Source organism: Cupriavidus sp. 96C5-1, from assembly GCF_057798855.1.
This window is the reverse complement of the sequence record NZ_JBYOJU010000009.1, coordinates 162,564-185,788: the sequence shown is the minus strand read 5'-3', so window position 1 is coordinate 185,788 and position 23,225 is coordinate 162,564. Positions and strand designations below refer to the sequence as shown.

Sequence of the window (23,225 nt, the reverse complement as noted above, 5' to 3'; positions counted from 1 at the left end):
GCGCACGGTCCGCATCTGCCCGGTCGTTGTGCAAACTGTTTGCATCGCAGTGTACACGGGTAGCCGTGTCCATACGGGAAAGCACGCCTGCGGCGGGCGCATTTTTTGCTGCATCGCAAGGTGCCGCCCCTTCGGGGGCGGTGCTACCATGCGCCAACGAGACACGGTCGTCTTCCCCTTCACAAGAGGTGCTGGACGATCGCCCACAACTGAAGTGAGTCGGCGATCCCGACTGCATGCCCCATCGAGGAGCACCTATGAATGCCCCACTGGCCCCTCCGGTCAGCGACGCCATCCGCCGCGCGCTCGCAAACGTTTCCCTGGAAGACAAATACACGCTCGAACGCGGCCGCATCTATATCAGCGGCACGCAGGCGCTGGTACGCCTGCCGATGCTCCAGCGCGAGCGCGACCGCGCCGCCGGCCTCAATACCGCGGGCTTTATCTCGGGCTATCGCGGCTCGCCGCTGGGTGCGCTGGACCAGTCGCTGTGGAAAGCCAAGCAGCACCTGGCCGCGCACGACATCGTGTTCCAGGCGGGGTTGAATGAAGACCTGGCCGCCACCTCCGTATGGGGCTCGCAGCAGGTCAATATGTATCCGGACGCCAGGTTCGACGGCGTGTTCGGCATGTGGTACGGCAAGGGCCCGGGCGTGGACCGCACCGGCGACGTCTTCAAGCACGCCAACTCGGCCGGCTCGTCCAGGCATGGCGGCGTGCTGGTGCTCGCGGGCGACGACCACGCGGCCAAATCCTCCACGCTGGCACACCAGTCCGAACATATCTTCAAGGCTTGCGGGCTGCCGGTGCTTTATCCCTCCAACGTGCAGGAATACCTCGACTACGGCCTGCACGGCTGGGCCATGAGCCGTTACTCGGGGTTATGGGTGGCCATGAAGTGCGTGACCGACGTGGTGGAGTCGTCGGCCTCGGTGGAGCTCGATCCGCATCGCGTGGAAATCGTGCTGCCGCAGGATTTCATGCTGCCGCCGGGCGGCCTCAATATCCGCTGGCCCGATCCGCCGCTGGAGCAGGAAGCGCGCCTGCTCGACTACAAGTGGTACGCCGGCCTGGCCTACGTGCGCGCCAACAAGATCGACCGCATCGAGATCGATTCGCCGCACGCGCGCTTCGGCATCATGACCGGCGGCAAGGCCTATCTCGACACGCGCCAGGCGCTGGCCAACCTGGGGCTGGACGACGAGACCTGCGCGCGCATCGGCATCCGCCTGTACAAGGTGGGCTGCGTGTGGCCGCTCGAAGCGCACGGCGCGCGCGCCTTTGCCGAGGGCCTGCAGGAAATCCTGGTGGTCGAGGAAAAGCGCCAGATCATGGAGTACGCGCTCAAGGAAGAGCTCTACAACTGGCGCGACGACGTGCGCCCCAGGGTCTACGGCAAGTTCGACGAAAAGGACAACGCGGGCGGCGAATGGTCGATCCCGCAGAGCAACTGGCTGCTGCCGGCGCACTATGAACTGTCGCCCGCCATCATCGCCCGCGCCATCGCCACGCGGCTCGACAAGTTCGAGCTGCCATCGGACGTGCGTGCCCGCATTGCCGCGCGCATCGCGGTGATCGAGGCCAAGGAAAAAGCCATGGCCGTGCCGCGCGTGGCGGCCGAGCGCAAGCCCTGGTTCTGCTCGGGCTGCCCGCACAACACCTCCACCAACGTGCCCGAAGGCTCGCGCGCGCTGGCCGGCATCGGCTGCCACTACATGACGGTGTGGATGGACCGCAGCACCAGCACCTTCAGCCAGATGGGCGGCGAAGGCGTGGCGTGGATCGGGCAGGCGCCCTTCGCCGGCGACAAGCATGTGTTCGCCAACCTGGGCGACGGCACCTACTTCCACTCCGGCCTGCTGGCGATCCGCGCGTCGATCGCGGCGGGCGTCAACATCACCTACAAGATCCTCTACAACGACGCGGTCGCCATGACCGGCGGCCAGCCCATCGACGGCAAGCTGTCGGTGCAGGACGTGGCTTTCCAGGTAGCGGCCGAAGGCGCAAAGAAGATCGTCATCGTCACCGACGAGCCGGAAAAATACAGCGCGGCGATCAAGCTGCCCCAGGGCGTGGACGTGCATCACCGCGACCAGCTCGACCGGATCCAGCGCGAGCTGCGCGAAGTGCCCGGCGCCACCATCCTGATCTACGACCAGACCTGCGCCACCGAGAAGCGCCGCCGCCGCAAGCGCGGCACCTATCCCGATCCGGCCAAGCGTGCCTTTATCAACGACGCCGTGTGCGAAGGCTGCGGCGATTGCTCGGTGAAGTCCAACTGCCTGTCGGTGGAGCCGCTGGAAACCGAGCTTGGCACCAAGCGCCAGATCAACCAGTCGTCATGCAACAAGGACTTTTCCTGCGTCAACGGCTTCTGCCCGAGCTTCATCACGGCCGAAGGCGCGCAGGTGAAGAAGCCCGAGCGCCACGGCGTATCGATGGACGACCTGCCCGCGCTGCCGGCGCCGGCGCTGCCATCGCTCGACCATCCATATGGCGTGCTCGTCACCGGTGTGGGCGGCACCGGCGTGGTGACCATCGGCGGCCTGCTCGGCATGGCCGCGCACCTGGAGGACAAGGGCGTGACCGTGCTCGACATGGCGGGCCTGGCGCAGAAAGGCGGCGCGGTGCTATCGCACGTGCAGATCGCCGCACGCCCCGACCAGCTCCACGCCACCCGCATCGCCATGGGCGAGGCGGACCTGGTGATCGGCTGCGACGCCATCGTCAGCGCCACCGACGATGTCATCTCCAAGACCCAGGTGGGCCGCACGCGCGCCATCGTCAACACCGCGCAAACGCCCACGGCGGAGTTCATCAAGAATCCCAAGTGGCAGTTCCCGGGCCTGTCGGCCGAGCACGACGTACGCAATGCGGTGGGCGAAGCCTGCGACTTCATCAACGCCAGCGGCCTGGCCGTGGCGCTGCTGGGCGACACCATCTACACCAACCCGCTGGTGCTGGGCTACGCCTGGCAAAAGGGCTGGCTGCCACTGACGCTGGATGCGCTGGTGCGCGCCATCGAACTCAACGGCGTGGCGGTGGAGAAGAACAAGGCGGCATTCGACTGGGGCCGCCATATGGCGCATGACCCGGAACACGTGCTGTCGCTGACCGGCAAGCTAAAGAGCAGTGCCGAAGGCGCAGAAGTGGTCAAGCTGCCCACCTCCTCGGGCGCCCTGCTGGAGAAGCTGATCGCCGGCCGGGCCGAACACCTGACCGCCTACCAGGACGCCGCCTACGCGCAGACCTTCCGCGACGCCGTGAACCGCGTGCGCACGGCGGAAGGCGCGCTGGTCGGCAGCGGCAAGCCGCTGCCGCTGACCGAGGCGGCGGCGCGCAACCTGTCCAAGCTGATGGCCTACAAGGACGAGTACGAAGTCGCGCGGCTCTACACCGATCCGGTCTTCCTCGACAAGCTGCGCAACCAGTTCGAAGGCGAACCCGGCCGCGACTACCAGCTCAACTTCTGGCTGGCGCCGCCGCTGTTCGCGAAACGCGACGAGAAAGGGCATCTGGTGAAGCGCCGCTTCGGCCCTTCCACCATGAAGCTGTTCGGCGTGCTGGCCAGGCTGAAGGGCCTGCGCGGCGGCGTGCTCGATGTGTTCGGCAAGACGGCCGAGCGCCGCACCGAGCGTGCGCTGATCGGCGAGTATCGTGCCTTGCTGGATGAGCTGGCAAGCGGGCTGAACGCGGCCAATCACGCAACGGCGATTACGCTGGCCAGCCTGCCCGACGATATCCGTGGCTTCGGGCACGTCAAGGAAGGCAACCTGGCAAAGGTGCGCACGCGCTGGGCGGCGCTGCTGCAGCAGTTCCGTCATCCGGAGACGGCGCAGCAGGTGGCTTGAGGCGGAGGGTGAAACCGGGGGAGCAAACCTGGAGGCACAAAACGAAGCCGCCAGGATGCGCCAGAGCCATTTGGAATGACGACGGTGTTTACCCCTCTCCCCTCAGGGAGAGGGGTGGCTTGGCCAGAAGGCACAAGAACCGAAGCCAGCGGTCTTGGCCAACACGCCGGCATCCGAAACGCCCCCACCACCGTTACCGCGCCACCCTGGCCGCGTCCCAAGCCCCCCGGTACTTCAGCGCAAACAACGTCATCCCCCAGAACGGCACCCACCAGGCCAGATCGCTGCACAGCACGAACAAGCCACTGCGCCATGCGAAGACGCCGGTCAGTGCACCATGCAAGAAGCCCAGCGGTCCCAGCGTCTTGCCCACCAGTCCCACCAGCACCAGCGGCCAGTAGCGCAGCATATCCTGCGCCGCGATCCAGTAGCCTAGCGCGTAGACGCCCACCATCATGCCGATGCAGCGGATCATGGCGTCGGGCGTGGCCGGCATGCCCAGCCAGTCGAAGATCTGCGACGGCCACAGGCTCAGCGCCATCGCATAGAGCAGGTTATATAGCGCGGCCAGCCGCAGTGCGGCGGGCATCCACGCCGGCACGCGAGGCAGGTTGACGGACGCATTGCGCCCGGCCAGATCGGACTTCATTCGACATTCTCCAGGTAAGTATCAGGTTCGCGGATAGCCAGCACGCCGTCATAGCGCAGCAGGTAACCCAGGCGCGGCGCCCATATGCGCACGTCGCAGCGATAGCGGTCTCGATCCAGGGCGCGTTCGCTGGCCAGCACGTGCAGCCACGGCACGGTCAGGCCGAACAGGCTGACGCTGCGGCTGGCCTGCCGCAGCCGGCCGGCGCCGTCTACGCGCGTTGCCAGCACGATCGCCAGCGGCCCCATGCGCTCCGTCACCTGACCGGGCCGCGCCTGCCGCATGCGGCTCGCCACGATGCACCCGCCGATGCTGCGGTGCCAACGCTCGCCGGCGGGCTCCGACGCGATGGTCACAAGGCACGCCGCCGCCGCCGCGGGCCGCGGCAGCGCCGACAGCCGCATCAGCACGCGCAGCCAGCGCCGCGTACTCCAGCGCACGCGCAGCGCGCCGCGCAGATGCACGCCCTCGGCACGATGCAAGCGCCGCAGCACCGGCGGCAGGCTGGCAAAGGCGGCACCCAGCATGGTCCCGTACAGGCTTGGCGGGCCGGCGGCCGTGCCGGACGCGGCGAACGTGTTCATGAGCCCGCCCGCCCGTTGCCGAGCAGATCCTCCAGCGCCAGTTGCAGGCTCGGGAAGCGGAAGGCATAGCCCTCCTGCTGCAGGCGCGCCGGCGCCACGCGCAGCCCGTCGAGCAGCAGCGTGGCCTGCTCGCCCAGCGCCAGGCGCATGGGCCAGGCCGGTGTCGGCATCCAGGCCGGGCGGCGCAGCAGCGCCGCGGCGGTGCGGACAAGGCCGGCCTGGGTAGGGATCTCCGGCGCCACCAGGTTGTAGGTGGCGACGGCACCCGCGGTGGCCGGCGCCGCGCCGCGGCATAGCCAGGCGATCACGCCGAGCACATCGTCGAGGTGAATCCAGCTCTGCGCCTGGCGGCCGCTGCCCATCGGCCCGCCGAAACCCAGCCGCACCGGCATCAGCATGGCCGGCAGCGCGCCCTGGTGGCCGTAGACCACCCCCAGGCGCAGGACGGCTAGCGGAATGCCGAGCGCGGCCACGGCGTGCGCCGCCTGCTCCCACTGCTGGCACAGTTGCGAGACGAAGATATCCTGCGGCGCGCTGGCCTCGGTACACCGGCGCGTGTCGTCGTCGGCCTGGATGCCGTAGTAACCCACGGCAGATCCATTGATCAGCAGGCGCGGCCGGTGCGCTGCCGCCGCGAGCCAGGCGGCCAGCGCGCGGGTGGTGCCGGCGCGGCTCTCCACCAGGCCGCGCTTGCGCGCGGCGCTCCAGCGCGAGCCCAGGATGGGCGCGCCAGCCAGGTTGACCACCACATCGAAGCGGCTCGACGGGTCGAGCTCCGCCAGCGAGCCGACGCATGCCGCACGGCCATCGAACAACTGCGCGGCCACGCGCGGGTTGCGCGCCCAGATGGTGACGCGATGGCCGTCGGCCAGCAGCGCGCGCACCAGGGCCTGGCCGATGAAACCGGTGCCGCCGGTCAGCAGGAAGGATTGCGCGCGCCGGGCCGGATCGCTGCCGGCAAAGTCGAACGAGGGCGCCTCGCCGGCACGGGCGGCAAGCGCACGGCTCGCCAGTGCATCGCGCACGCCGGACGCCGCCACGCCCAGCGCGAACACGCTCAGCACCCAGCTCTGCCAGCCTTTCGGATTGAAATGCAGACCGGCCGGCAATTGCCACCATGCCTGCGAATGCCAGGCCAGCAAGCCGAAGATCACGCCGCCGTTGATGGCCAGCACGGTATGCGTCACGCGCTCGCTCGGCGGCAGGCTGCGGGTCTGGTCTTCCACCACGAAGTCCCGCAGCGTCAGCAGGATCTCGACGCCGACGATGGCCCACAGCGGCGCCAGCCACGCACCACCCCAGGCAAACCACGCCAGGCCACCGAACAGCACGCCGTACAGCAGTGCCCGGATGGCATGCAGGCGCAGTTCCGGCGCGGCATTGTGCTGCTGCGGCAGCGCGCAGCGCAGTTCGTGGTGCCAGACCGTATCGAAGGCGCCCATCAATCCCTGCACGATCAGCAGGTTGAGGATGACGGTATGGAGCGTGCCGCTGGTTGGGTCCATCTCAAGCATCCTTATTTACATTCATTTCTGTTACGAGAGAAATTCAAGGTCAAAAAAAGCGGCCACCTCGGCGGCCTGCTTTTCGTGGCTGCGCTATTTGCCGGCTTCGCGCGCGCGCTGGTCGCCGCGCACCAGCTTCTGGATGCGCGCGCCCAGCTTCATCACCTTGACCAGGGTGTCGGGCGACAGGCGCAGCATTTCGTCGCCCCAGCTGCCAAGCGTTTCCATCAGCTGCAGGGTGGCGACGATGCGCTTCTGCACTTCCTTGCTTTCCCTGGCGAAGGCGGGATTGTTCACGCATTCGTGCAGGGCATCGATGGTGGGATCGAACTCGCGCTGCTTGCGCTCGCGCACCACGGTGCGGAACAGTTCCCACACATCGGTGACGGTCTCGAAGTGATCGCGCCGGTCGCCCATCATGTGCACGGTGCGGATCAGCTTCCAGTTCTGCAGCTCCTTCAGGCTGTTGCTGACATTGGAGCGCGCGACGTTGAGCGTGTCGGCGATTTCCTCGGCCGGCAGCGGGTGCTCGGCAAGGAATAGCAGGGCGTGAATCTGCGCGACGGTGCGATTGACGCCCCACTTCGAGCCCATTTCGCCCCAGTGCAGGACGAAGCGCTGTGCGACCGGTTGTAGTTCCATGCCTGACAGTTTATCCATTCTGAAATTTCCGTCAAGACAGAAATTAGGATTCCGGCAGGCAGGCTCAGGCAGGCTGCGACAGCGTGCTCTCGTTTTCCTTCACGTACATGGAGTTGCGCGGACGCGCGAACACGCGCCGCACCATCGGCTCGAAGAACGACAGCGGCAGCGTGTCGTAGTCCTGCATGAACGCCGCGCCGTCGTACCTGGCGCAGAATTCCGCTGTACGCGCGAACAGCTCCGGCTGGTCGCGGAATTGCTCGCGCAGGTTGCGGTCGAGGCCCAGGTGATGGAAGAAGTAGTAGCCCTGGAACACGCCGTGTTTCTCGACCATCCACAGGTTCTCGGCGCTGACGAAGGGCTTGAGGATAGCGGCCGCGATGTCGGGATGGTTGAAGGTACCGAGCGTGTCGCCGATATCGTGCAGCAGAGCGCACACCACGTACTCCTCGTCGCGCCCGTCGCGGTGGGCGAGCGTGGCGGTCTGCAGGCTATGGGTCAGGCGGTCGATGGGAAAGCCGCCGTAGTCGCCGTCGAGCAGCCTGAGGTGATCGAGCACGCGGTCGGCCAGCGCCTGCGCGTAGGGCATGAAGTCGGCGGATATCGCGGCCCAGTCTTCGCGCGTGCCTTGTTCCATGTGACTGAAGGTGGCACGGGCGTGCGTGGTCGTTTCGCTCATCTGGGGGGTCTCCGTGCAGGATGATCCTGCTTGTTTTGATTGTGACGAGCAATGATTCTGGCACAGGATTCGCGGCTACACTGTCAAGGAATTAACAATGCGGCCGCATTGCGCGGCGCATCGACCCGCATGCAGATCCGCCCTTACCTGGCCGCCGACGAAGCCGCCATCATCGATCTCTGGCAAGCCTGCGGCCTGACCCGGCCCTGGAACGACCCGAAGAAGGACATCGCCCGCAAGCTCACCGAACAGCCCGAGCTGTTCCTGGTGGGAGACGTGGACGGCCGCCCGATGGCGTCGGCCATGGTCGGCTTCGACGGCCATCGCGGCTGGGTCTATTACCTGGCCGTGCATCCCGACCACCAGCGCCGCGCCCATGGCCGCCGCCTGATGGCGCACGCCGAGCAGTTGCTGATCGAGCGCGGCTGCCCCAAGATCAACCTGATGGTGCGCACCGGCAACAGCAAGGTGATCGACTTCTACCGCAGCCTCGGGTACGCGCAGGACGAGGCGGTCAGCCTGGGCAAGCGGCTGATTCCGGATCTGTAGCGCCGCGGCGCGGGCGCCAGGAGATAGGTCATGTTCCACATCCTCGGCATCGATCACCTGGTCCTGCGTACCGGCAACGTGACGGCGCTCATGCGCTTCTACGTGGACGTGCTTGGCTGCAGCGTCGAACGCGTGCAGCCGGCCTTCGGCCTGATCCAGTTGCGCGCCGGCAGCAGCCTGATCGACCTGGTTGCGCTGGACGGCCCGCTCGGGCGCGCCGGCGGCGCCGGCCCGGGGCCGGAGGGCCGCAACCTCGACCACTTCTGCCTGCGCCTCGACCCCTTCGACGCCGGGCGCCTGTGCGCCCACCTGCGCGCGCACGGGGTGAAGCCGGGACCGGTGGAGATGCGCTTTGGCGCCGAGGGCAGGGGCCCGTCGATCTATGTGCACGACCCCGATGGCAATGTCGTGGAACTGAAAGGGCCGCCCGAAATCATGTGACGCAAGATGGGCATTGCGCCTGGTTGCCCGCTACAATTCCTGCTTACCCCCCGCCGCCATTCGCGCCAGCCGCCACCCCCTTCATGGCGGCCACCGGCACGGCGGCATCGACCGCGTCCAGGCGCGCCATGACAAGACAAGACGCCTCCCCGGGCCTGCCCGGCATCTCGCCACGCCAGCTGGTCTGGACCCTTGGCATCACCGAGACCATTTCCTGGGGCACGCTGTACTTCGCCTTCACCGTCTTTATCGGGCCGATGAGCAAGGCGCTGGGATACTCCAAACCCTTTCTTGCGGGCGGCTACTCGGTCGGCCTGCTGGTGTGGGCGATGTGTTCGTTCGCGGTGGGCAGGCTGCTCGACCGCGTGCCGGCGCGGGTGGTCATGTGCACGGGCTCCGTGCTGGCCGGCTGCGGCCTGCTGCTGTGGGCGTGGACGCCGAACCAGGCGGCCTTCCTGCTGATGTGGATACCGCTCGGGCTGGCCATGGCCACCACCCTGTACGAACCCGCCTTCGTGGTGCTGCGCCAGGCCTTTGGCGACGGCTACCAGAAGTCCATCGTCACGGTCACGCTGATGGCCGGCTTCGCCAGCACCATCTTCGTGCCGCTGGCCCAATGGCTGGTGCTGCACCTGGGCTGGCGCGAAACGCTGCTGTGCTTTGCCGCCCTCAACCTGCTGGTGTGCGCGCCCTTGCATGCCCGGCTGCGCTACGCGGCGCACGCCACCTACGCCGCGGCCCCGGCGCCCGCGCCGCTGGCCGATGCCGCGCAACCCGGCATCGCGCGACTCGCTTTGCGCCAGCCGGTGTTCTGGGCAGTAGTGCTGGCCTTCACGGCGCTGGCGGTGATCGCCTCGCTGCTGGGCGCCCACCTGATCCCGATGCTGACCGAGAAGGGCCTGCCGCTGGGCGAGCAACTGGTGGTGGCGGCGCTGATCGGGCCGGCGCAGGTGGTGGGCCGGCTGGTGATGATGCGTTTCCCGGTGCGCCATCCGCTGCGGCTGTCGTTGCCGGTGTACATGGTGATGAGCGTGGGGCTGCTGTGCTTTGCGCTCGGCTACGGCAAGTGGCTGATGGTGGCGGCCGTGCTCTATGGCTGCGCCAACGGCGTCAACACCATGCTGCGTGCCATGGCCATGCCGGAGCTGATCTCGCGCCATCACTACGCCACCCTCAACGGCCTGATGATGACGCCGGTGCTGCTGATGCAGGCCGCCGCGCCCTGGCTGGGCGCGCTGCTGTGGCGCGCCGCCGGCGGCTACTGGCTGATGCTGTGGGTGATGGTGGCGCTGGCGCTGACTGCGCTGGCGGCCTTCGGCTTTGCGCTGCACCGGCGCGGCCTGCTGCGCGCAGCCAGCCACGCCGCCCCGGCCTAGGACGCTGGCGCAGCGCCCTGCGCACGGGGTCCGGGCATGGCAGCGCGCGCTAGTCCGGTCATACGCCCGACGCGCCGATGTGCGACGATGCGGGGCTCGACCATCATGCAGCCCCGCCAGGGCCCCCGCGCGCCGGACAGCGCGCCCGCCGCCAATATGCCCGACGCCACTTCCAGCAAGTTGATCCAGCCGCCCTCCCCATCCTCTCCCGCGGCGCCGGCCGCCAGCCCGCGCCGCGTGGAACACGCCGCGCGCGCCACCATGGCGCTGTTCTTCGTCAACGGCGCCACCTTTGCTACCTGGGGCGTGCATATCCCCACCATCAAGGCTCGCTTCGGGCTGTCGGACGCGGTGCTGTCGCTGGCCATGCTGGCGGTGGCCGGGGGCGCGATCGCGGCGATGGGGCCCGTGGGACGATGGGTGGCGCGCGTGGGCAGCGCGGGCGCCGCGCGGCGCAGCGGCCTGGTCTACGCCATTGCCACCATCGCGATCCTCGCCATGCCCGAGTTTGGCCTGCTGATCCCGGCGCTGATCGCCTTCGGCATGGCGAACGCGGCTTTCGACGTGGGCATGAATGCACAGGCCGCCACGGTGGAGGCCAGCCGCGCGCGCCCGGTCATGTCGGCGCTGCATGGCATGTTCAGCCTGGGCGGCATGGCGGGTGCCGCCGCCGGCGGCCTGCTGCTGAGCCTGGGCGTACCGCCGCTGGCGCACGCCACCGGCATGGCGGCGCTGACCGCCGTGGTGAGCCTGGGCGTGGCGCCGTGGCTGCTGGAAGACCATGCGGTGGTGCCGCCTTCCGCGCAACATCGTGCGCATGCGGTGCGCGCGCTCTGGCTGCTGGGCCTGATGGCCTTCCTCGGCCTGGTCGGCGAGGGAGCGATGTACGACTGGTCCAGCGTCTATATGCGCGAGGTGGCGCAAGCGCCGGACGCCTGGATCAGCGCCGGCTATGCCGCCTTCTCGGGCGGCATGGCCTGCGGCCGCTTTGGCGGCGACCGCCTGCGCGCGCGCTGGTCGGACGCGCGCACGCTCGGCGGCAGCGCCTGGGTGGCGTTCGTGGGGATTGCGCTGGCGCTGCTGTGGCCCGACCCGGTGGCTACCCTGGCCGGCTTTGCGCTGATGGGGCTGGGCGCGGCCAATATGGTGCCGATCTTTTTCGTGGCGGCGTCGCGGCTGCCGGGCGTGGCCCCGGCCGAGGCAATTGCGCGCGTGGCGCGCTTCGCCTATATCGGCTTGCTGCTGGGGCCGGTGATGATCGGCGGCGTGGCCCACGCCAGCAGCCTGCGATATGGCCTGGGCGTGGTCGCCCTCACCATGGGCTGGATCGCGCTGGCGGGCGCGCGGCTGGCGCGCCCTTACCTTTCCGTCCGCCGGGCGTAGGGCCCGCCAGCGGCTCAGGCCGCCGCGCTCAGGACCGGAAGCGTGCCCAGGCCCTCGAACACGAAGGTATCCATCGCCAGTACCCCATAGGTGACCTCGTCGGCCACGCGCGCCACGCCGGCGGCCGGCGCCTGCCGCGCCGGCACGCCTTCGTGCGGCCCCAGCGCAGCGCCCAGCGCCACGAAGAACGGCAGCAGGTGCTCGTCGGTGGGATGCGCGCGGCGGGCGTACGGCGCCTGCGCGCGGTAGTCCGTAATGCGGGTGGTGTCGCCACTGGCAAGCGCCTCCTCCAGCGCATCGATCATCCAGCCGCGGAAGGCTTCCACGTAAGGCTCGACCGGCGAGCCATGCTGCTCGCGCCGTCCGCCCGCACCGAAGACTTCCTGCAGGTTGTGCGTAAAGCTGCCTGAGGCAAGTACCAGCACGCCCTCGTCGCGCAGCGGCGCGAGCGCGCGGCCGATCTCGATCTGCGCGGATGGCGGGAGGTAGGGATTCAGCGCCAGTTGCACCACCGGGACGTCGGCAGCGGGGAAGAAATGCCGCATCGGCATCCAGGCGCCGTGGTCCAGCGGGCGCTCGTCGTCCTGCAGCACCACGGCGGCACCCGGGACGTGCGCGGCTTCGACCAGCGCCTTGACGCGGTCGGCCAGCGCCGGCGAGCCGGGGGCGTCGTAGCGCAGCGCGTAGAGCGCGCGCGGGAAGCCGCCGAAGTCATGCCAGGCCTCCTGCCGTTCGCGGGTACCGACCACCAGCGTGCTGTAGATCCAGTGCGCCGAGACGATCAGCACGGCGCGGGGCTTGCGCTTGCGCAGCACTTCGCCGAGCGCATCGAAGGCGGCGCCGCTTGGACCTGGCTCGATGGCAAGCATGGGAGAACCGTGAGAAACATAGATGGCGGGGAGCATGATGTCAGCCTTCAAATCCTTTGGATAGCGGATATCAGTTTGACAAAACCGGGCTCCCGTTGCGCTACCCGTTTGCGGATACTTCCATCAAAAAACTTGAAGCAGAGACGCCAGGATGTGCCTGGCGCCGGGCCGGCGGCCCAGCGCGGCGCCAGGCCAGCGTGGGGTGGCCCACACAACGCTTTAAAGATTCGGACACGGTATGGGCAATCGGCTTATGATTCCAGTCACGGGGCCCGGTCCAGCCTCGCACGGTGCGGTGCGCCGTCCGCACGGACCGGGTGCCAGCCCCGCGACAAACGAATACGACGCGCCGCGATGCGCGTCAGGCTGGAGAACATCGTGGTCAAGCGCACAGCCCACAATTCCAGGCTGCCCCATGCGAACTGGTGGCAGCCGGGCGTGTATGCAAGCGGGCCGGCTGTGCTCCTCTGGATTGCAGCCCGCCTGCCCGCCCCCTGGCTGGCCGATCTATTCGACTGGCCAGCCGCCGCCGCGCTGCTCAACCATGGCGGCGACACCGTCTTCGTGGCCGGCTGGGTGGCCAGCGCGCTGTGGCTATGGCTGACGCGCAACCGCCCCGACACGGCAACCGCGCCCCGGCAGCCCGATGCGGACGGGCCAGCCAAAGCCGCCAGCCCGCCGCAGCAGCACGTCGGCTGATCCCTGGTTCCGGGAGCGCTATCCTGCGCGGGCCCTGCGGCGGCGTCCGCGCCTCAGTTCTCCACGACGCGCTCGACCACTTCCGCGTCCGGCGCCCACGCCGCCGGCACTTCGGCCGCGCGCAGGCCCGGCGCCCAAGCAATCACCTCATAGTCGGCCAGGCCCTCCTTGTGGAAGGGATCTTCGACCAGCCAGCCACCCACCTCCTCGCGGCTCAGCCCGCGTGCCAGGATGGCGCCGCCCACGCGTGGCTCCTGCCGGCCCGACAGCAGGAAATGACCAGCGGCATAGTGACGGTGGAGGAACTCGCGGTGCGCCGCCAGATAGCGGTCGAGCTCCGCCAGGGGGGCGCGGTAGCGCAACAGGATCAGGTAAAGCATGGAATGCTCCTCAAGTTGTACAGTCCCGGCCGGACTGCGGGGCGGCGACAGGGCGGCGCTCATGGCAGCAGCAGCAGGGAACCGGCAGTCTCGCCGGCTTCCAGCCGGCGATGCGCCTCGGCGGCCTCGGCCAGCGGCAGGCGCGCGGCGATCTCCACCTTCAGGCCTGCCTCCAGCCGTGCGAGCGTGGCCTGGGCGCCTTCGCGGTAGCGCGCCAGGTCGGCCATAAAGCGGAACACGCCGGGCCGGGACAGCGCGATCGACCTGGCCGGGCCGAGCACGGCGAGGTCCAGCGGCCCGCTGTCGCCGCCCACCTGCCCGATACTGGCCGCCATGCCATAGGGCCGCACGGCCGCCAGGGTGCGCGCCAGGGTGTCCGCGCCGATGCCGTCGATGGCGAAGTCCACCCCGTCGCCGCCACCGAATTCGCGCGCGGCGGCAACGAAATCCGCCTCCCGATAGCGTACCGCGCACTCCAGGCCATGCGCCAGCGCCAGCGCTGCCTTGGCCTCGCTGCCGACCGTGCCGATCACGCGCGCGCCCAGCGCACGCGCCCACTGCACCAGCACCAGGCCCAGGCCGCCCGCCGCGGCGTGCACCAGCACGCTGTCGCCGGCGCGCAGCGGACGCACCCAGCTATAGAGCATATGCGCTGTCATGCCGCGCAGCAGGGCACCGGCAGCGGCTTCGTCCGGCACGCCGTCGGGCAGCGGCACCGCGCGCTCGGCGGGCAGGGTGCGCACGCGGGCATAGGCACCGGCCGGAAGACCGGCATAAGCCACCCGCTGGCCCACCGACAGGCCGCTGACGCCCGGCCCGATCGATTCCACGATGCCCGCGCCCTCCACCCCCAAGGTGGCGGGCAACGCCGGCAAGGGATACAGGCCGGTGCGATGGTAGACATCGACGAAGTTCACCCCGATGGCAGTGTGGATCAGCCGGATTTCGCCCGGGCCGGGCGCAGGGACGGGTACGCTTTCCAGGCGCAGTGCACCGCGCCCACCGGGGGCATGTAAGCGCACTTGAAGGGAAGGAATGGCAGTCATTTCAGGTTCCGCGAGATGGCATGTCGAATCGTTGAAGATCGGTCGACGTGGTGAAAGTCGACTCACCAAACGATAGTCCGGTGCAAAATAGATCGGAACTCCCAATCCACTCGCATTCATTGTGCAAATTTCGACAGATCGAGGCCCCCATTCGATGGACTGGGACGATGTGCGCTACTTCCTCGCGCTGGCCCGCCAGCGCAGCCTGTCCGGCGCGGCCAGAGTGCTTCACGTGGAACACTCCACGGTGGCGCGGCGGGTGCAGGGGCTCGAAACCCGGCTGGGCGTGCGCTTGTTCGACCGGCTGCCGCGCAGCTGGCCGCTGACGGCCGAAGGCGAAGCCTTGCTGGCGCACGCGGGCCGGATGGAAGAGGAGGCACTGGCCTTCGGCCGCGCCGCGCTGGGCGCCGGCGCCCTGACAGGCACGGTCAGGCTGTCGGTACCGCCCGTTTTCGGCAGCCATTTCCTGGTCCCCCGCCTGGCCGCGCTGCGCCACCAGTGGCAGGGCATCGTGCTCGACCTGACCGGCGAGGCGCGCGCCGCCGACCTCCACCGCGGCGAGGCCGACCTGGCCGTGCGGTTGTCGCGGCCACAGGAGCCCGGGCTGGCGGCGCGCAAGCTCGGCGACATGGGCTACGGCCTCTACGGCAGCCACGGCTGGATCGGGAAGCGGCCGGAAGCCTGGGTCTTCCTCGGCTATGGCGCCCCCCTGCGCGAAGTGCCGCAGCAGCGCTGGCTGGCGCGCCTGGCCGGCGAGCGGCCCTTCGCGCTGCACGCCAACGACCTCGCCACCCTGCACCATGGCTGCCGCGCCGGCCTGGGGCTGGCCGTGCTGCCGCATTTCCTGGCGCGCGACGATCCCGCGCTGTTCGCCATGGGGGAAGCGGATGCCGCCCTGCAACGCGGCATCTGGCTGGCGGTGCACCCCGACGTGCGGCGCTCGCCGCGCGTGCGCGCCGTAGCCGACGCGTTGGCCATGGCGGTGCGGGAGGCCGCCGGCAGCCTGCTCTGAGCGCGTCCCCGGCCGATCGGCAAAATCACCGGTGTGCCTGGATGTGAACTAACCTGAAGATGCCGGACGCCGGCAAATTAAGGAATCGCTTACCATTGTGCCTTCCAGCCCACCTCCCCCTCCCCGGGCGAAGGTGGCTTCCGCCGATTCTTCATCGCTTCAGACGCATCATGCAAGCCAACGCTGCAACAACTCAACTTCCGGATATCTCCCAAGCCAAGCGACGAAAGGCAATCCTGGCGGCCACCATCGGCAACGGCCTCGAATGGTTCGACTTCACCGTCTACAGCTTCTTCGCCCTGATCATCGCCAAGCTGTTCTTCCCCACCGGCAATGACCTGACCTCCTTCCTGCTGACCGTCGCCACCTTCGGCGTAGGCTTCTTCATGCGTCCGGTCGGCGCCATCGTGCTTGGCGTCTATGCCGACCGCGTCGGCCGCAAGGCAGCGCTGACCCTGACCATCCTGATGATGGCGCTCGGCACCGCCATCATCGGCCTGGCGCCCACCTATTCGTCGATCGGCCTGTGGGCGCCCGCGCTGATCGTGCTGGCCCGCCTGATCCAGGGCTTTTCGGCCGGCGGCGAGGTTGGCGGCGCCACCGCCTTCCTGATCGAGAACGCGCCCGACAGCGAGCGCGGCGTCTACGCGAGCTGGCAGCAGGCCAGCCAGGGCATTTCCTTCATGCTGGGCGCCGGCATGGGCGCCCTGGTGATCAACGGGCTGGAACCGGCCCAGGTCGACGCCTGGGGCTGGCGCATCCCCTTCCTGTTCGGCCTGCTGATCGGTCCGGTCGGCATGTATATCCGCTCGCACCTGGAAGAGCCGCCCGCCTTCGAGGCGCTGCGTGCCGAACGCAAGGCCAGCAAGGTCAAGTTCTCGCCGCTGGCGCAGGTGCTGCGCGATCATCCGCGCGAAGTGCTGGCCGGGCTGGGCGTAACCATCCTGTGGACGGTCTGCACCTACGTGCTGGTGTTCTACATGCCGTCCTATGCCAAGCAGCAGCTCGGCCTGCCGCTGGGCGCCACCTTCCAGTCGACCGCCCTGTGCGGCGCCATCATCCTGGTGCTGTGCCCGCTGATGGGCATGCTGTCGGACCGCGTCGGCCGCAAGCGCATGCTCGGCACCGTGGCGCTGATCATCGGCGTGCTGGCGTACCCGCTGTTCCACTGGCTCAATGTGTCGCCCACCACCCAGACCCTGCTGATGGTGCAGGTGGTCCTCGGCATCCTGCTGGCGGCCTTCACCGGCCCGGCACCGGCGGTGCTGGCCGAGCAGTTTCCCACCGAGGTGCGCTCCACCGGCCTCTCACTGGCCTACAATTTTGCCGTCACCATCTTCGGCGGCTTCGCCCCGCTGATCGTGACCTGGCTGATCCAGTCGACCGGCAGCAAGCTGGCGCCGGCCTACTACGTGATCGCCGCCGCCGTGGTGAGCTTTATCGCCCTGCTGTTCATGCACGACCGTACCGGCAAGCCTTTGCAGTAATCCGCCCCTGCCGGCAGGGATGGCAAGATGAAAATAGGCCAACCGTGCGGTTGGCCTATTTTCATTGCGCTGGTCCGCGCCCCGGCGGGTCAGGGGGCGGGTCGCGCGCCGGCGGCGGCGCGCCGGCCATGCGCAGCAAGCGCCAGGCCATCAGGCCCAGCACGCCCACCGCCAGCAGCAAGGCGCCCCACAACACCAGGCGCCGCGTGCGCTGGGTATCCGCGGGCACCGCCAGCGCCTGTGGCGACGCCGTCATGCCCGCGATGCGCGCATTGCCGATCGCCGGCGCCGCGCCTGCCAGCAGTTCGGCACGGGCGACCGGGCCAGGCTCCTGAGCCTGCGGCTCGGGCTCGCCCACCGCCAGCGAGAACGGCGCCGCGCCGCGCGCAACGAAGGTCACCACTGCGGGACGCCAGCCGAGCGCCAGCGTCGGCATGCCGGCGCCGAGCCCGCCGGCGCGCGCGTCCAGGCTCAGCCGCCACAGCCGGTCGGTGTTGCGCCCGATCGCCAGCGGCGCGCTTTCCTGCTCGGTCCCTTCCGCCCCGGCCAGACGGTAGAGCCGCCCGCTGCTGACCACGCGCCAGGCCGATTTGTCATCGGGGCGCGACCACAGCGTGGCCTGCACCACCGTATTGGTCTGCGGCAGGCGAATGCGCAGGCGCTCGGCCGGAAAGCGGCCGCCACTGTCGAACAGATAGTCGCCCCCGGCCTGCGCCTGCGTGGCCACGATGCCGTCGCGCCATTGCAGCGCCAGCGGCGGCGGCATGCCCGCGGCCACGGTTTCCACCTGCACGGTTGCCGGCGCCGGCGGCGTGCCCTGCCACTGCAGCCGCAGGTAATGCGCGCGCAAACGCGCCAGTGCGATGCGGTCCTGGCTGAGCTGGGTGCCCTCGCGGCTCAGCCGCAGCAATTGCGCGCTGCCCGCGTCCTGCCAGTGCTGCAGGTCATCGCTGCTGGCCACGTCCACCCTGCCCTGGTAATCGCCCGCAGGCAGCCCGATCACCACGGCGCTGGCAGCGTCGCGCAACTGGCTCAGGTCGAGCAGCCATGCTCCGGCGCTGCGCGCCGCCTGCACGCCGCTGGCGGCCCGCAGCGCGCCGTCAGCACCGATCACCACCCCCACGGGCGCGCCCTGGCCCTGCGCTTGCGCGGCAGGCAGGGCGAACCATGGCACCTCCCGCAGCGTGCGGACCTCGGCGGGCGGCTCGGGCGGCAACGCCAGCGCATACGGCAGCAATTCGCCGGCGCCATTGCGCACGCGCAGGTCGCCGAGGTCGCCGCGCCGGCTATGGGCGTACACATCGGAGTTCAGCGTCACGGCGTAGTACGCCGCGTCACCTTCGGCCGCCAACGGGAAACGTTCGGCCCGCGCCGGGGCGAACAGCAGCAGCAGCGATGCCGCCGCCAGCAGCACCCGGGCACGCCGCGCAACGGTCGTTGCGCCGCAGGCGGATATCGCCTTGCTCACGTTGCCTCCTTCGCCTTCGGCGGCAATGGCGAGAAATAACCGATCAGCAACAGCAGCACCCCTACGCCGATAAACGAGATGATGCGCTCGATCCCCTTGAGGAAGGACAAATCGAACAAGAACAGCTTGACCACGGTGACGCCGAGCAGCGCGCCACCGATAAACCACAGCGCTCGCGTACCGCGCCGCGTGGCCACCACCATGGCGATCAGCGCCAGCACGGTCCAGAACACGGACAGCGACGCCTGTACCAGCGTGGAGCTGCCGAGAGCCTCCAGCGTGTAAGGCACGCCGCTCCAGTGATGGAGCGTGCGCAGCAGCATCGCATTGAGCCACAGGAAGACGGTGGCGGCGGCAATCCCCTTCAAGCCGTCGGCATAGGGCTCGACGGGTACGCCGATGCTCCGGGCGCGCACCAGCCAGAGCGCCGCCACGCCGTAGACCAGCACCTGCACCAGGTCCAGCGGGTTGAGCAGCGGCAGCCAGCCCAGGATGGCGCCGGCCTGCGTGAGATTGGCGTACAGCGTCCACAGCCACATCAGCACCACCAGCGGCGCCGAGGCGACGGCGAACAGTCGCAGCAGGCTGTCGCGGCGCGACCATAGCAGACCGGCCAGTGCAAAGCCGCCCCAGCCTGCCAGGAAGACCAGTTGCAGGTTGACCGAGCGCAGCACGTCGATCACGTCATAGCCGATACCGAAGCGATGATGCAGGGTACGCAGCAACACGGCGTTGAACCACAGGAACACCGTGGCCAGCGCGGCATACTCCAGCACCCGCGGGCGCGGTGCCAGGCCCTGTGCCGCAAGCCGCCGCTGCCACAGCGCCACGGCCAGCATGGCCAGCAATTGGGCGACATCGAGCGGGTTGAGCAACGGCAGGTAGAACAGCGGCGCGGCGTCGCCGTCGCTAGCCACGCTGGCGATGCTCCACAGCCACAGCAGCGCCGCCAGCGGCAGCGCGCCCCACAGCAGGTAGGCCCGCGCGAAGCGCGCCACCGGCCAGGGCAGGCGCCAGCCCCAGGCCGAGAGCAGTGCCAGCAGGGCGCCGTAGCCATAGGCCCAGGCGCTCCAGCTCCACGCGCCTTCCGGCACATAGGCGCGCAGCCTCCAGTAAGCCTCGGTGGAAAGCAGCACGCACAGCGTCCAGAACAGCAGGGTATGCATCGGCGCCAGCAGGCTCTCGCGCTCGCCGCCCTGCTGCCGCCACAGCAGCAGCCAGGCCGCGCCGAATACTGCCAGCCAGGCCGGCGCGCCGGCGCCAAGCAAGGGCGACGCCGACCAGATCGCGCAACTGAATACGGCCAGGCCAGCCAGCAAGGGCGCCATGGCCAGCGCCGGCACGCCGGCCAGCGGCCACGCCAGCACGCGCCGCGCCAGGTGCGCCAGCCAGGCGCTCAGCACCACGAACAGCGCCAGCGTTTCAAGCATCGCCCGCGGCTGCCAGTCCAGCACATCGGCCCAGTGATGGATCTCGGCCACGCCGCCGCCCAGCCACCACAGCAAGCCCCACGCCGCGGCCGCGAGGCCCAGCGGCACCGAAGGCGCGAACCAGGCGCGCGCCTCGGGCCGTCCGTGCAGGCGCCAGCCGCTGAACACGCCCGACACCGCCAGCAGCAGCGTGCCCACATAGCGGCTGTTCAGCACCGGCCACGCCAGCCGGGTGGCATCGAACAGGCTGCCCGCGGCGAACGCGGCGCCGGCCGCCAGCTGCAGCAGCAAGCCGGAAGCCAGCGCCAGGCGGCGCCGCTGGCGCACGCCCACCCACACCACCGCGGCCCCCTCGAGCGCCCACACGGCGCTGGTGGCGCGTCCGTCGAAGGCCAGCGGCACGGCCAGCGTGGCGAAGATGACGCCGAGCGCCAGCATGGCCTCGAACAGCATGCCCAAGCGGTCGCGGCGCGCCGACAGCCATGCCGCCAGGCCAAGATAGAAGGCCGCGAGCGCCACCGCGCTCCACGCCATGGCAAACGGGATATGGCGCACCAGCGCGGCTTGCAGGCCCATCGCCAGCAATGGCGTGCCGAACACCAGCGTGCCGTCTACGTAATCCTTCAGGCTGACCTGCCGGCGCAGCGCGTAGAGCAGCGCGATGCCCGTGTACATCAGCAGGAACAGGATCAGGAAAGGCTCGGTGGTAGCCAGCAGCTCCGGCCGGTAATTGAGCGCGCCCCACGCCGTGCCGATGCCGAAGGTAAACGCGAAGCCGAGCAGGTTGAGCTGGCGCCAGGCCTTGAACCAGGCGATGGCGAAGATACCGGCGTTGAGCAGCGCGTAATAGCTGAACAGCATCACATGGCTGCCGCCGCCGGTGGAAATCAGCACCGGGGCGAGAAAGCCGCCAGCGCTCCCGGTGAAGGCCAGCACCGCCGCGTTCTGCAGCACCGCAAGCCCGCCCGCGAGCGCGCAGATCGCCACCAGCAGCGGGAAAGCGGCGGCGGCCGGGAGCAGGCCGTAAAGCTTGGTGGCGGCGAACACGGTGAGATACAGCACCCCCACCCCGCCCCCCTGCAGCACCAGCGCGTAGCCGGCGCGCCGCTCGCGCAGCCGCCACCCGACCAGCAGCAATGCCACCGCGCCCGCGGCCACCCCGGCCAGCCGGAACTCGACCGGCAGCATGGAATTGTCGGCGGCGTACTTGAGCAGGAACGCCACGCCGAAAAAGAGGATCAGGATGCCGGCCCGGACCACGCTGTTGCCGCCCAGCAGCCAGTCGCGCGCGGCGGACACCGCGCGTTGGATGAAGTCGGGCTCCGTTGGCAGGAGCGGGGACGAGAGCGGAGGCTGCTCGCGCGGCGCGGATTGCTGCGCGGCGGCCGGCACCACAACCGCTACGGGCACCGGGACCGGCACGGTAAGGGATGGCGCCCGGACTTCGGCCGCCGTGGCGGATTCCGGCTCGGGGATCGACACCAGGGCCGGCGCTGGCACCGGGGTGGCTATCGCATCCGGCGAGACTTCCGGGAATCCTTCCGCTGGCGCGGCCGGTACCGCGGCCCCGCCGCGCACGTACGCCAGTTCGCGCTTCAATGTGGCCAGTTCCTGCTCGAGACGCGCCACGCGGGCCTCGAGCGGCAACGCCGGCGGCGGGTCCGCCGCCTCGCCATCGAAGCGGGGCCGCACCGGCCTGTCGCTGACCATCCAGCCAAAGCCGAATCCCAGTACGGCACCGGTAAGGGCGCCGCCAAAGCCTGCCGCCACTGCGCCTAGCAGCAGGCCGATCACCGCGAATATCCAGCGCATCAGATGAGATTTCGCCAAAGAGGGTTGGGTAGGCGGTGACCCGTGGCGCGTATTGTATTGATGGCCACGAAAATCCGCCCGCGGGATGCTCGCCCAGTGTAGCGCGAGGTCGATTTTTTCAGGCGATGCGGGCCGGCCGGGCGGTCACTCCTCGTTGCCATCGCTATGGATGTTGATCACGTGCCGGGCCTCGAACCAGAGCGGCATGCCGGGCGCCATTTCCTCCGTGCAATAGGGCTGGTTGTCGAGTTCGCCGCTGTAGAGATCGCCCTCGCGCCCGGTGACGGCGACCCACATGCGTTCCACGTGCTGCTCTTCGCGATCCTGCTCGTCGGTGGTGACGATGCGGAAGATCAGCTTCACCAGCTGGCCCGCCTGCAGCGCCTGCCGGGCTTCGAGCGGCGGCACCCAGAACGTCTCCGGGTGCGCCTCGCCGATCGCCTCGCCGTCATCGAGCTGCCAGCCGTCTTCTTCGATGGTCGCCAGTCGTTGGTCCATGTCAATCCTTGCAAATTCGTTCTTCACGGCCCGCATCGTAGCAAATGCACCAGGCGGTCGCGCACACGCGACATGCCGCGCGCGCCGCTTTAAGATGGCAGTTCGAAGGAGAACTCAGAAATGGCAGCAGACAAAAAAGCGGCACAGGCGGCACGCCAGCGTTGTGGCTGGTGCGGCACGCTGGAAGACTATTGCCACTACCACGATCACGAATGGGGCTTCCCCGTCGACGACGACCGGCGGCTGTTCGAGAAGCTATGCCTCGAAGGTTTCCAGGCCGGCCTGAGCTGGCTCACGATCTTGCGCAAGCGGGAGGCTTTCCGGCGCGCCTTCGCCAACTTCGAGATCGACAAGGTGGCCCGCTTCGGCGAGCGCGATATCCAGCGCCTGCTCGGCGACGCCGGCATCGTGCGGCACCGGGGCAAGATCGAGGCCGCCATCAACAATGCGCAGCGCGCCCGCGAACTGCTCGAGACCGAACCGTCGCTGGCCGCCTACTTCTGGCGCTTCGAGCCCGATCCCGCCAGCCGGCCCCGGCTGCTGACGCCGGAAGTCCTGCGCACCATGGCCATCTCGCCCGAATCCACCGCGCTGTCCAAGGACCTGAAGAAACGGGGCTGGCGCTTTGTCGGCCCCACCACGATGTACGCCCTGATGCAGGCCATGGGCCTGGTCAACGATCATCAGGAAGGCTGCACGACCCGCGAGGAAGCCCTGCGGGCCCGCAGGGCATTCAAGGTGCCGCATTGAGATGACGTATACCGGCGGCGGAAGCATTGCCGCGGTATACGCGCAGGCAACGGCCAAGCCCGCCGAGGGCGGCAGCGTATACGCGAGCCGCCGACGCCATGGTGCACGGTATACG

20 protein-coding genes are annotated in these 23,225 nt (G+C 69.1%); 9 read left to right on the top strand and 11 right to left on the bottom strand.

Annotated elements, in window-relative coordinates; translation table 11 throughout:
• The first annotated feature begins 257 nt into the window (after nucleotides 1-257).
• Nucleotides 258-3,851 (top strand): indolepyruvate ferredoxin oxidoreductase family protein, encoded by a 3,594-nt coding sequence (locus AC3FOF_RS13575; RefSeq protein ID WP_488726879.1) that lies wholly within the window; start codon nucleotides 258-260, stop codon nucleotides 3,849-3,851.
• A gap of 193 nt (nucleotides 3,852-4,044) precedes the next feature.
• On the opposite strand, the gene AC3FOF_RS13570 is transcribed toward AC3FOF_RS13575, so the two are convergent.
• The 5 genes from AC3FOF_RS13570 to AC3FOF_RS13550 all read right to left on the bottom strand — a co-directional run bounded on the left by AC3FOF_RS13570 (nucleotide 4,045) and on the right by AC3FOF_RS13550 (nucleotide 7,910).
• A complete protein-coding gene (locus tag AC3FOF_RS13570) occupies nucleotides 4,045-4,500 on the bottom strand; it encodes a hypothetical protein (RefSeq protein WP_017224482.1) in 456 nt (151 codons plus the stop codon).
• The gene (locus tag AC3FOF_RS13565) at nucleotides 4,497-5,084 is read right to left on the bottom strand and encodes a DUF4166 domain-containing protein (RefSeq protein ID WP_276269092.1); all 588 of its coding nucleotides are present in this window, start codon (nucleotides 5,082-5,084) and stop codon (nucleotides 4,497-4,499) included. The genes AC3FOF_RS13570 and AC3FOF_RS13565 overlap by 4 nt, the downstream gene beginning before the upstream one ends.
• On the bottom strand, nucleotides 5,081-6,589 hold the full coding sequence (locus tag AC3FOF_RS13560; protein ID WP_488726878.1) for a TIGR01777 family oxidoreductase: 1,509 nt from the start codon (nucleotides 6,587-6,589) through the stop codon (nucleotides 5,081-5,083). Before AC3FOF_RS13560 ends, AC3FOF_RS13565 begins: the two co-directional genes overlap by 4 nt.
• 93 nt (nucleotides 6,590-6,682) lie before the next feature.
• Nucleotides 6,683-7,231 (bottom strand): GbsR/MarR family transcriptional regulator, encoded by a 549-nt coding sequence (locus AC3FOF_RS13555; protein ID WP_035812258.1) that lies wholly within the window; start codon nucleotides 7,229-7,231, stop codon nucleotides 6,683-6,685.
• Between the two features lie 64 nt (nucleotides 7,232-7,295).
• The gene (locus tag AC3FOF_RS13550) at nucleotides 7,296-7,910 is read right to left on the bottom strand and encodes an HD domain-containing protein (RefSeq protein ID WP_017227324.1); all 615 of its coding nucleotides are present in this window, start codon (nucleotides 7,908-7,910) and stop codon (nucleotides 7,296-7,298) included.
• A gap of 129 nt (nucleotides 7,911-8,039) precedes the next feature.
• Here AC3FOF_RS13550 and AC3FOF_RS13545 point away from each other — a divergent pair, with 129 nt between their 5' ends.
• From AC3FOF_RS13545 to AC3FOF_RS13530, 4 genes are all read left to right on the top strand, one after another.
• Entirely contained in the window at nucleotides 8,040-8,459 is a 420-nt protein-coding gene (locus tag AC3FOF_RS13545; RefSeq protein WP_035812260.1) for a GNAT family acetyltransferase, read from the top strand.
• Nucleotides 8,460-8,489: 30 nt separating this feature from the next.
• Nucleotides 8,490-8,900, top strand: coding sequence for a VOC family protein (locus tag AC3FOF_RS13540; RefSeq protein ID WP_488726877.1), 411 nt, complete (start codon nucleotides 8,490-8,492; stop codon nucleotides 8,898-8,900).
• Nucleotides 8,901-9,028: 128 nt separating this feature from the next.
• Nucleotides 9,029-10,276, top strand: coding sequence for an MFS transporter (locus AC3FOF_RS13535; protein WP_488726876.1), 1,248 nt, complete (start codon nucleotides 9,029-9,031; stop codon nucleotides 10,274-10,276).
• A gap of 261 nt (nucleotides 10,277-10,537) precedes the next feature.
• On the top strand, nucleotides 10,538-11,659 hold the full coding sequence (locus AC3FOF_RS13530) for an MFS transporter (protein WP_276268912.1): 1,122 nt from the start codon (nucleotides 10,538-10,540) through the stop codon (nucleotides 11,657-11,659).
• 14 nt (nucleotides 11,660-11,673) lie between these two features.
• Here AC3FOF_RS13530 and AC3FOF_RS13525 read toward each other — a convergent pair whose 3' ends face one another.
• Nucleotides 11,674-12,564: a dioxygenase family protein gene (locus AC3FOF_RS13525; protein WP_276268906.1), complete on the bottom strand. Its 891-nt coding sequence runs from the start codon at nucleotides 12,562-12,564 to the stop codon at nucleotides 11,674-11,676.
• 342 nt (nucleotides 12,565-12,906) lie between these two features.
• Here AC3FOF_RS13525 and AC3FOF_RS13520 point away from each other — a divergent pair, with 342 nt between their 5' ends.
• Nucleotides 12,907-13,227, top strand: coding sequence for a hypothetical protein (locus AC3FOF_RS13520; protein ID WP_276268907.1), 321 nt, complete (start codon nucleotides 12,907-12,909; stop codon nucleotides 13,225-13,227).
• 53 nt (nucleotides 13,228-13,280) lie between these two features.
• Here AC3FOF_RS13520 and AC3FOF_RS13515 read toward each other — a convergent pair whose 3' ends face one another.
• Nucleotides 13,281-13,607: a YciI family protein gene (locus AC3FOF_RS13515; RefSeq protein ID WP_276268908.1), complete on the bottom strand. Its 327-nt coding sequence runs from the start codon at nucleotides 13,605-13,607 to the stop codon at nucleotides 13,281-13,283.
• A gap of 59 nt (nucleotides 13,608-13,666) precedes the next feature.
• Nucleotides 13,667-14,653 (bottom strand): quinone oxidoreductase family protein, encoded by a 987-nt coding sequence (locus tag AC3FOF_RS13510; protein WP_276268909.1) that lies wholly within the window; start codon nucleotides 14,651-14,653, stop codon nucleotides 13,667-13,669.
• Between the two features lie 154 nt (nucleotides 14,654-14,807).
• Here AC3FOF_RS13510 and AC3FOF_RS13505 point away from each other — a divergent pair, with 154 nt between their 5' ends.
• The gene (locus tag AC3FOF_RS13505; protein ID WP_276268910.1) at nucleotides 14,808-15,665 is read left to right on the top strand and encodes a LysR family transcriptional regulator; all 858 of its coding nucleotides are present in this window, start codon (nucleotides 14,808-14,810) and stop codon (nucleotides 15,663-15,665) included.
• Nucleotides 15,666-15,835: 170 nt separating this feature from the next.
• Complete coding sequence (locus AC3FOF_RS13500) at nucleotides 15,836-17,152, top strand: MFS transporter (protein ID WP_017225072.1); 1,317 nt, start codon at nucleotides 15,836-15,838, stop codon at nucleotides 17,150-17,152.
• A gap of 61 nt (nucleotides 17,153-17,213) precedes the next feature.
• Here AC3FOF_RS13500 and AC3FOF_RS13495 read toward each other — a convergent pair whose 3' ends face one another.
• The 3 genes from AC3FOF_RS13495 to AC3FOF_RS13485 all read right to left on the bottom strand — a co-directional run bounded on the left by AC3FOF_RS13495 (nucleotide 17,214) and on the right by AC3FOF_RS13485 (nucleotide 22,360).
• Nucleotides 17,214-18,620, bottom strand: a complete 1,407-nt coding sequence (locus AC3FOF_RS13495) for a DUF3999 domain-containing protein (RefSeq protein WP_488726875.1) — start codon at nucleotides 18,618-18,620, stop codon at nucleotides 17,214-17,216.
• Nucleotides 18,617-21,862, bottom strand: a complete 3,246-nt coding sequence (locus tag AC3FOF_RS13490) for a DUF2339 domain-containing protein (RefSeq protein WP_488726874.1) — start codon at nucleotides 21,860-21,862, stop codon at nucleotides 18,617-18,619. The genes AC3FOF_RS13495 and AC3FOF_RS13490 overlap by 4 nt, the downstream gene beginning before the upstream one ends.
• Nucleotides 21,863-22,006: 144 nt before the next feature.
• Nucleotides 22,007-22,360 carry a DUF2314 domain-containing protein gene (locus AC3FOF_RS13485; protein ID WP_488726873.1) on the bottom strand — a complete coding sequence of 118 codons (354 nt, stop codon included), beginning with the start codon at nucleotides 22,358-22,360 and terminating at the stop codon, nucleotides 22,007-22,009.
• 120 nt (nucleotides 22,361-22,480) lie between these two features.
• Here AC3FOF_RS13485 and AC3FOF_RS13480 point away from each other — a divergent pair, with 120 nt between their 5' ends.
• The gene (locus tag AC3FOF_RS13480; protein ID WP_488726872.1) at nucleotides 22,481-23,110 is read left to right on the top strand and encodes a DNA-3-methyladenine glycosylase I; all 630 of its coding nucleotides are present in this window, start codon (nucleotides 22,481-22,483) and stop codon (nucleotides 23,108-23,110) included.
• Nucleotides 23,111-23,225 lie beyond the last annotated feature (115 nt).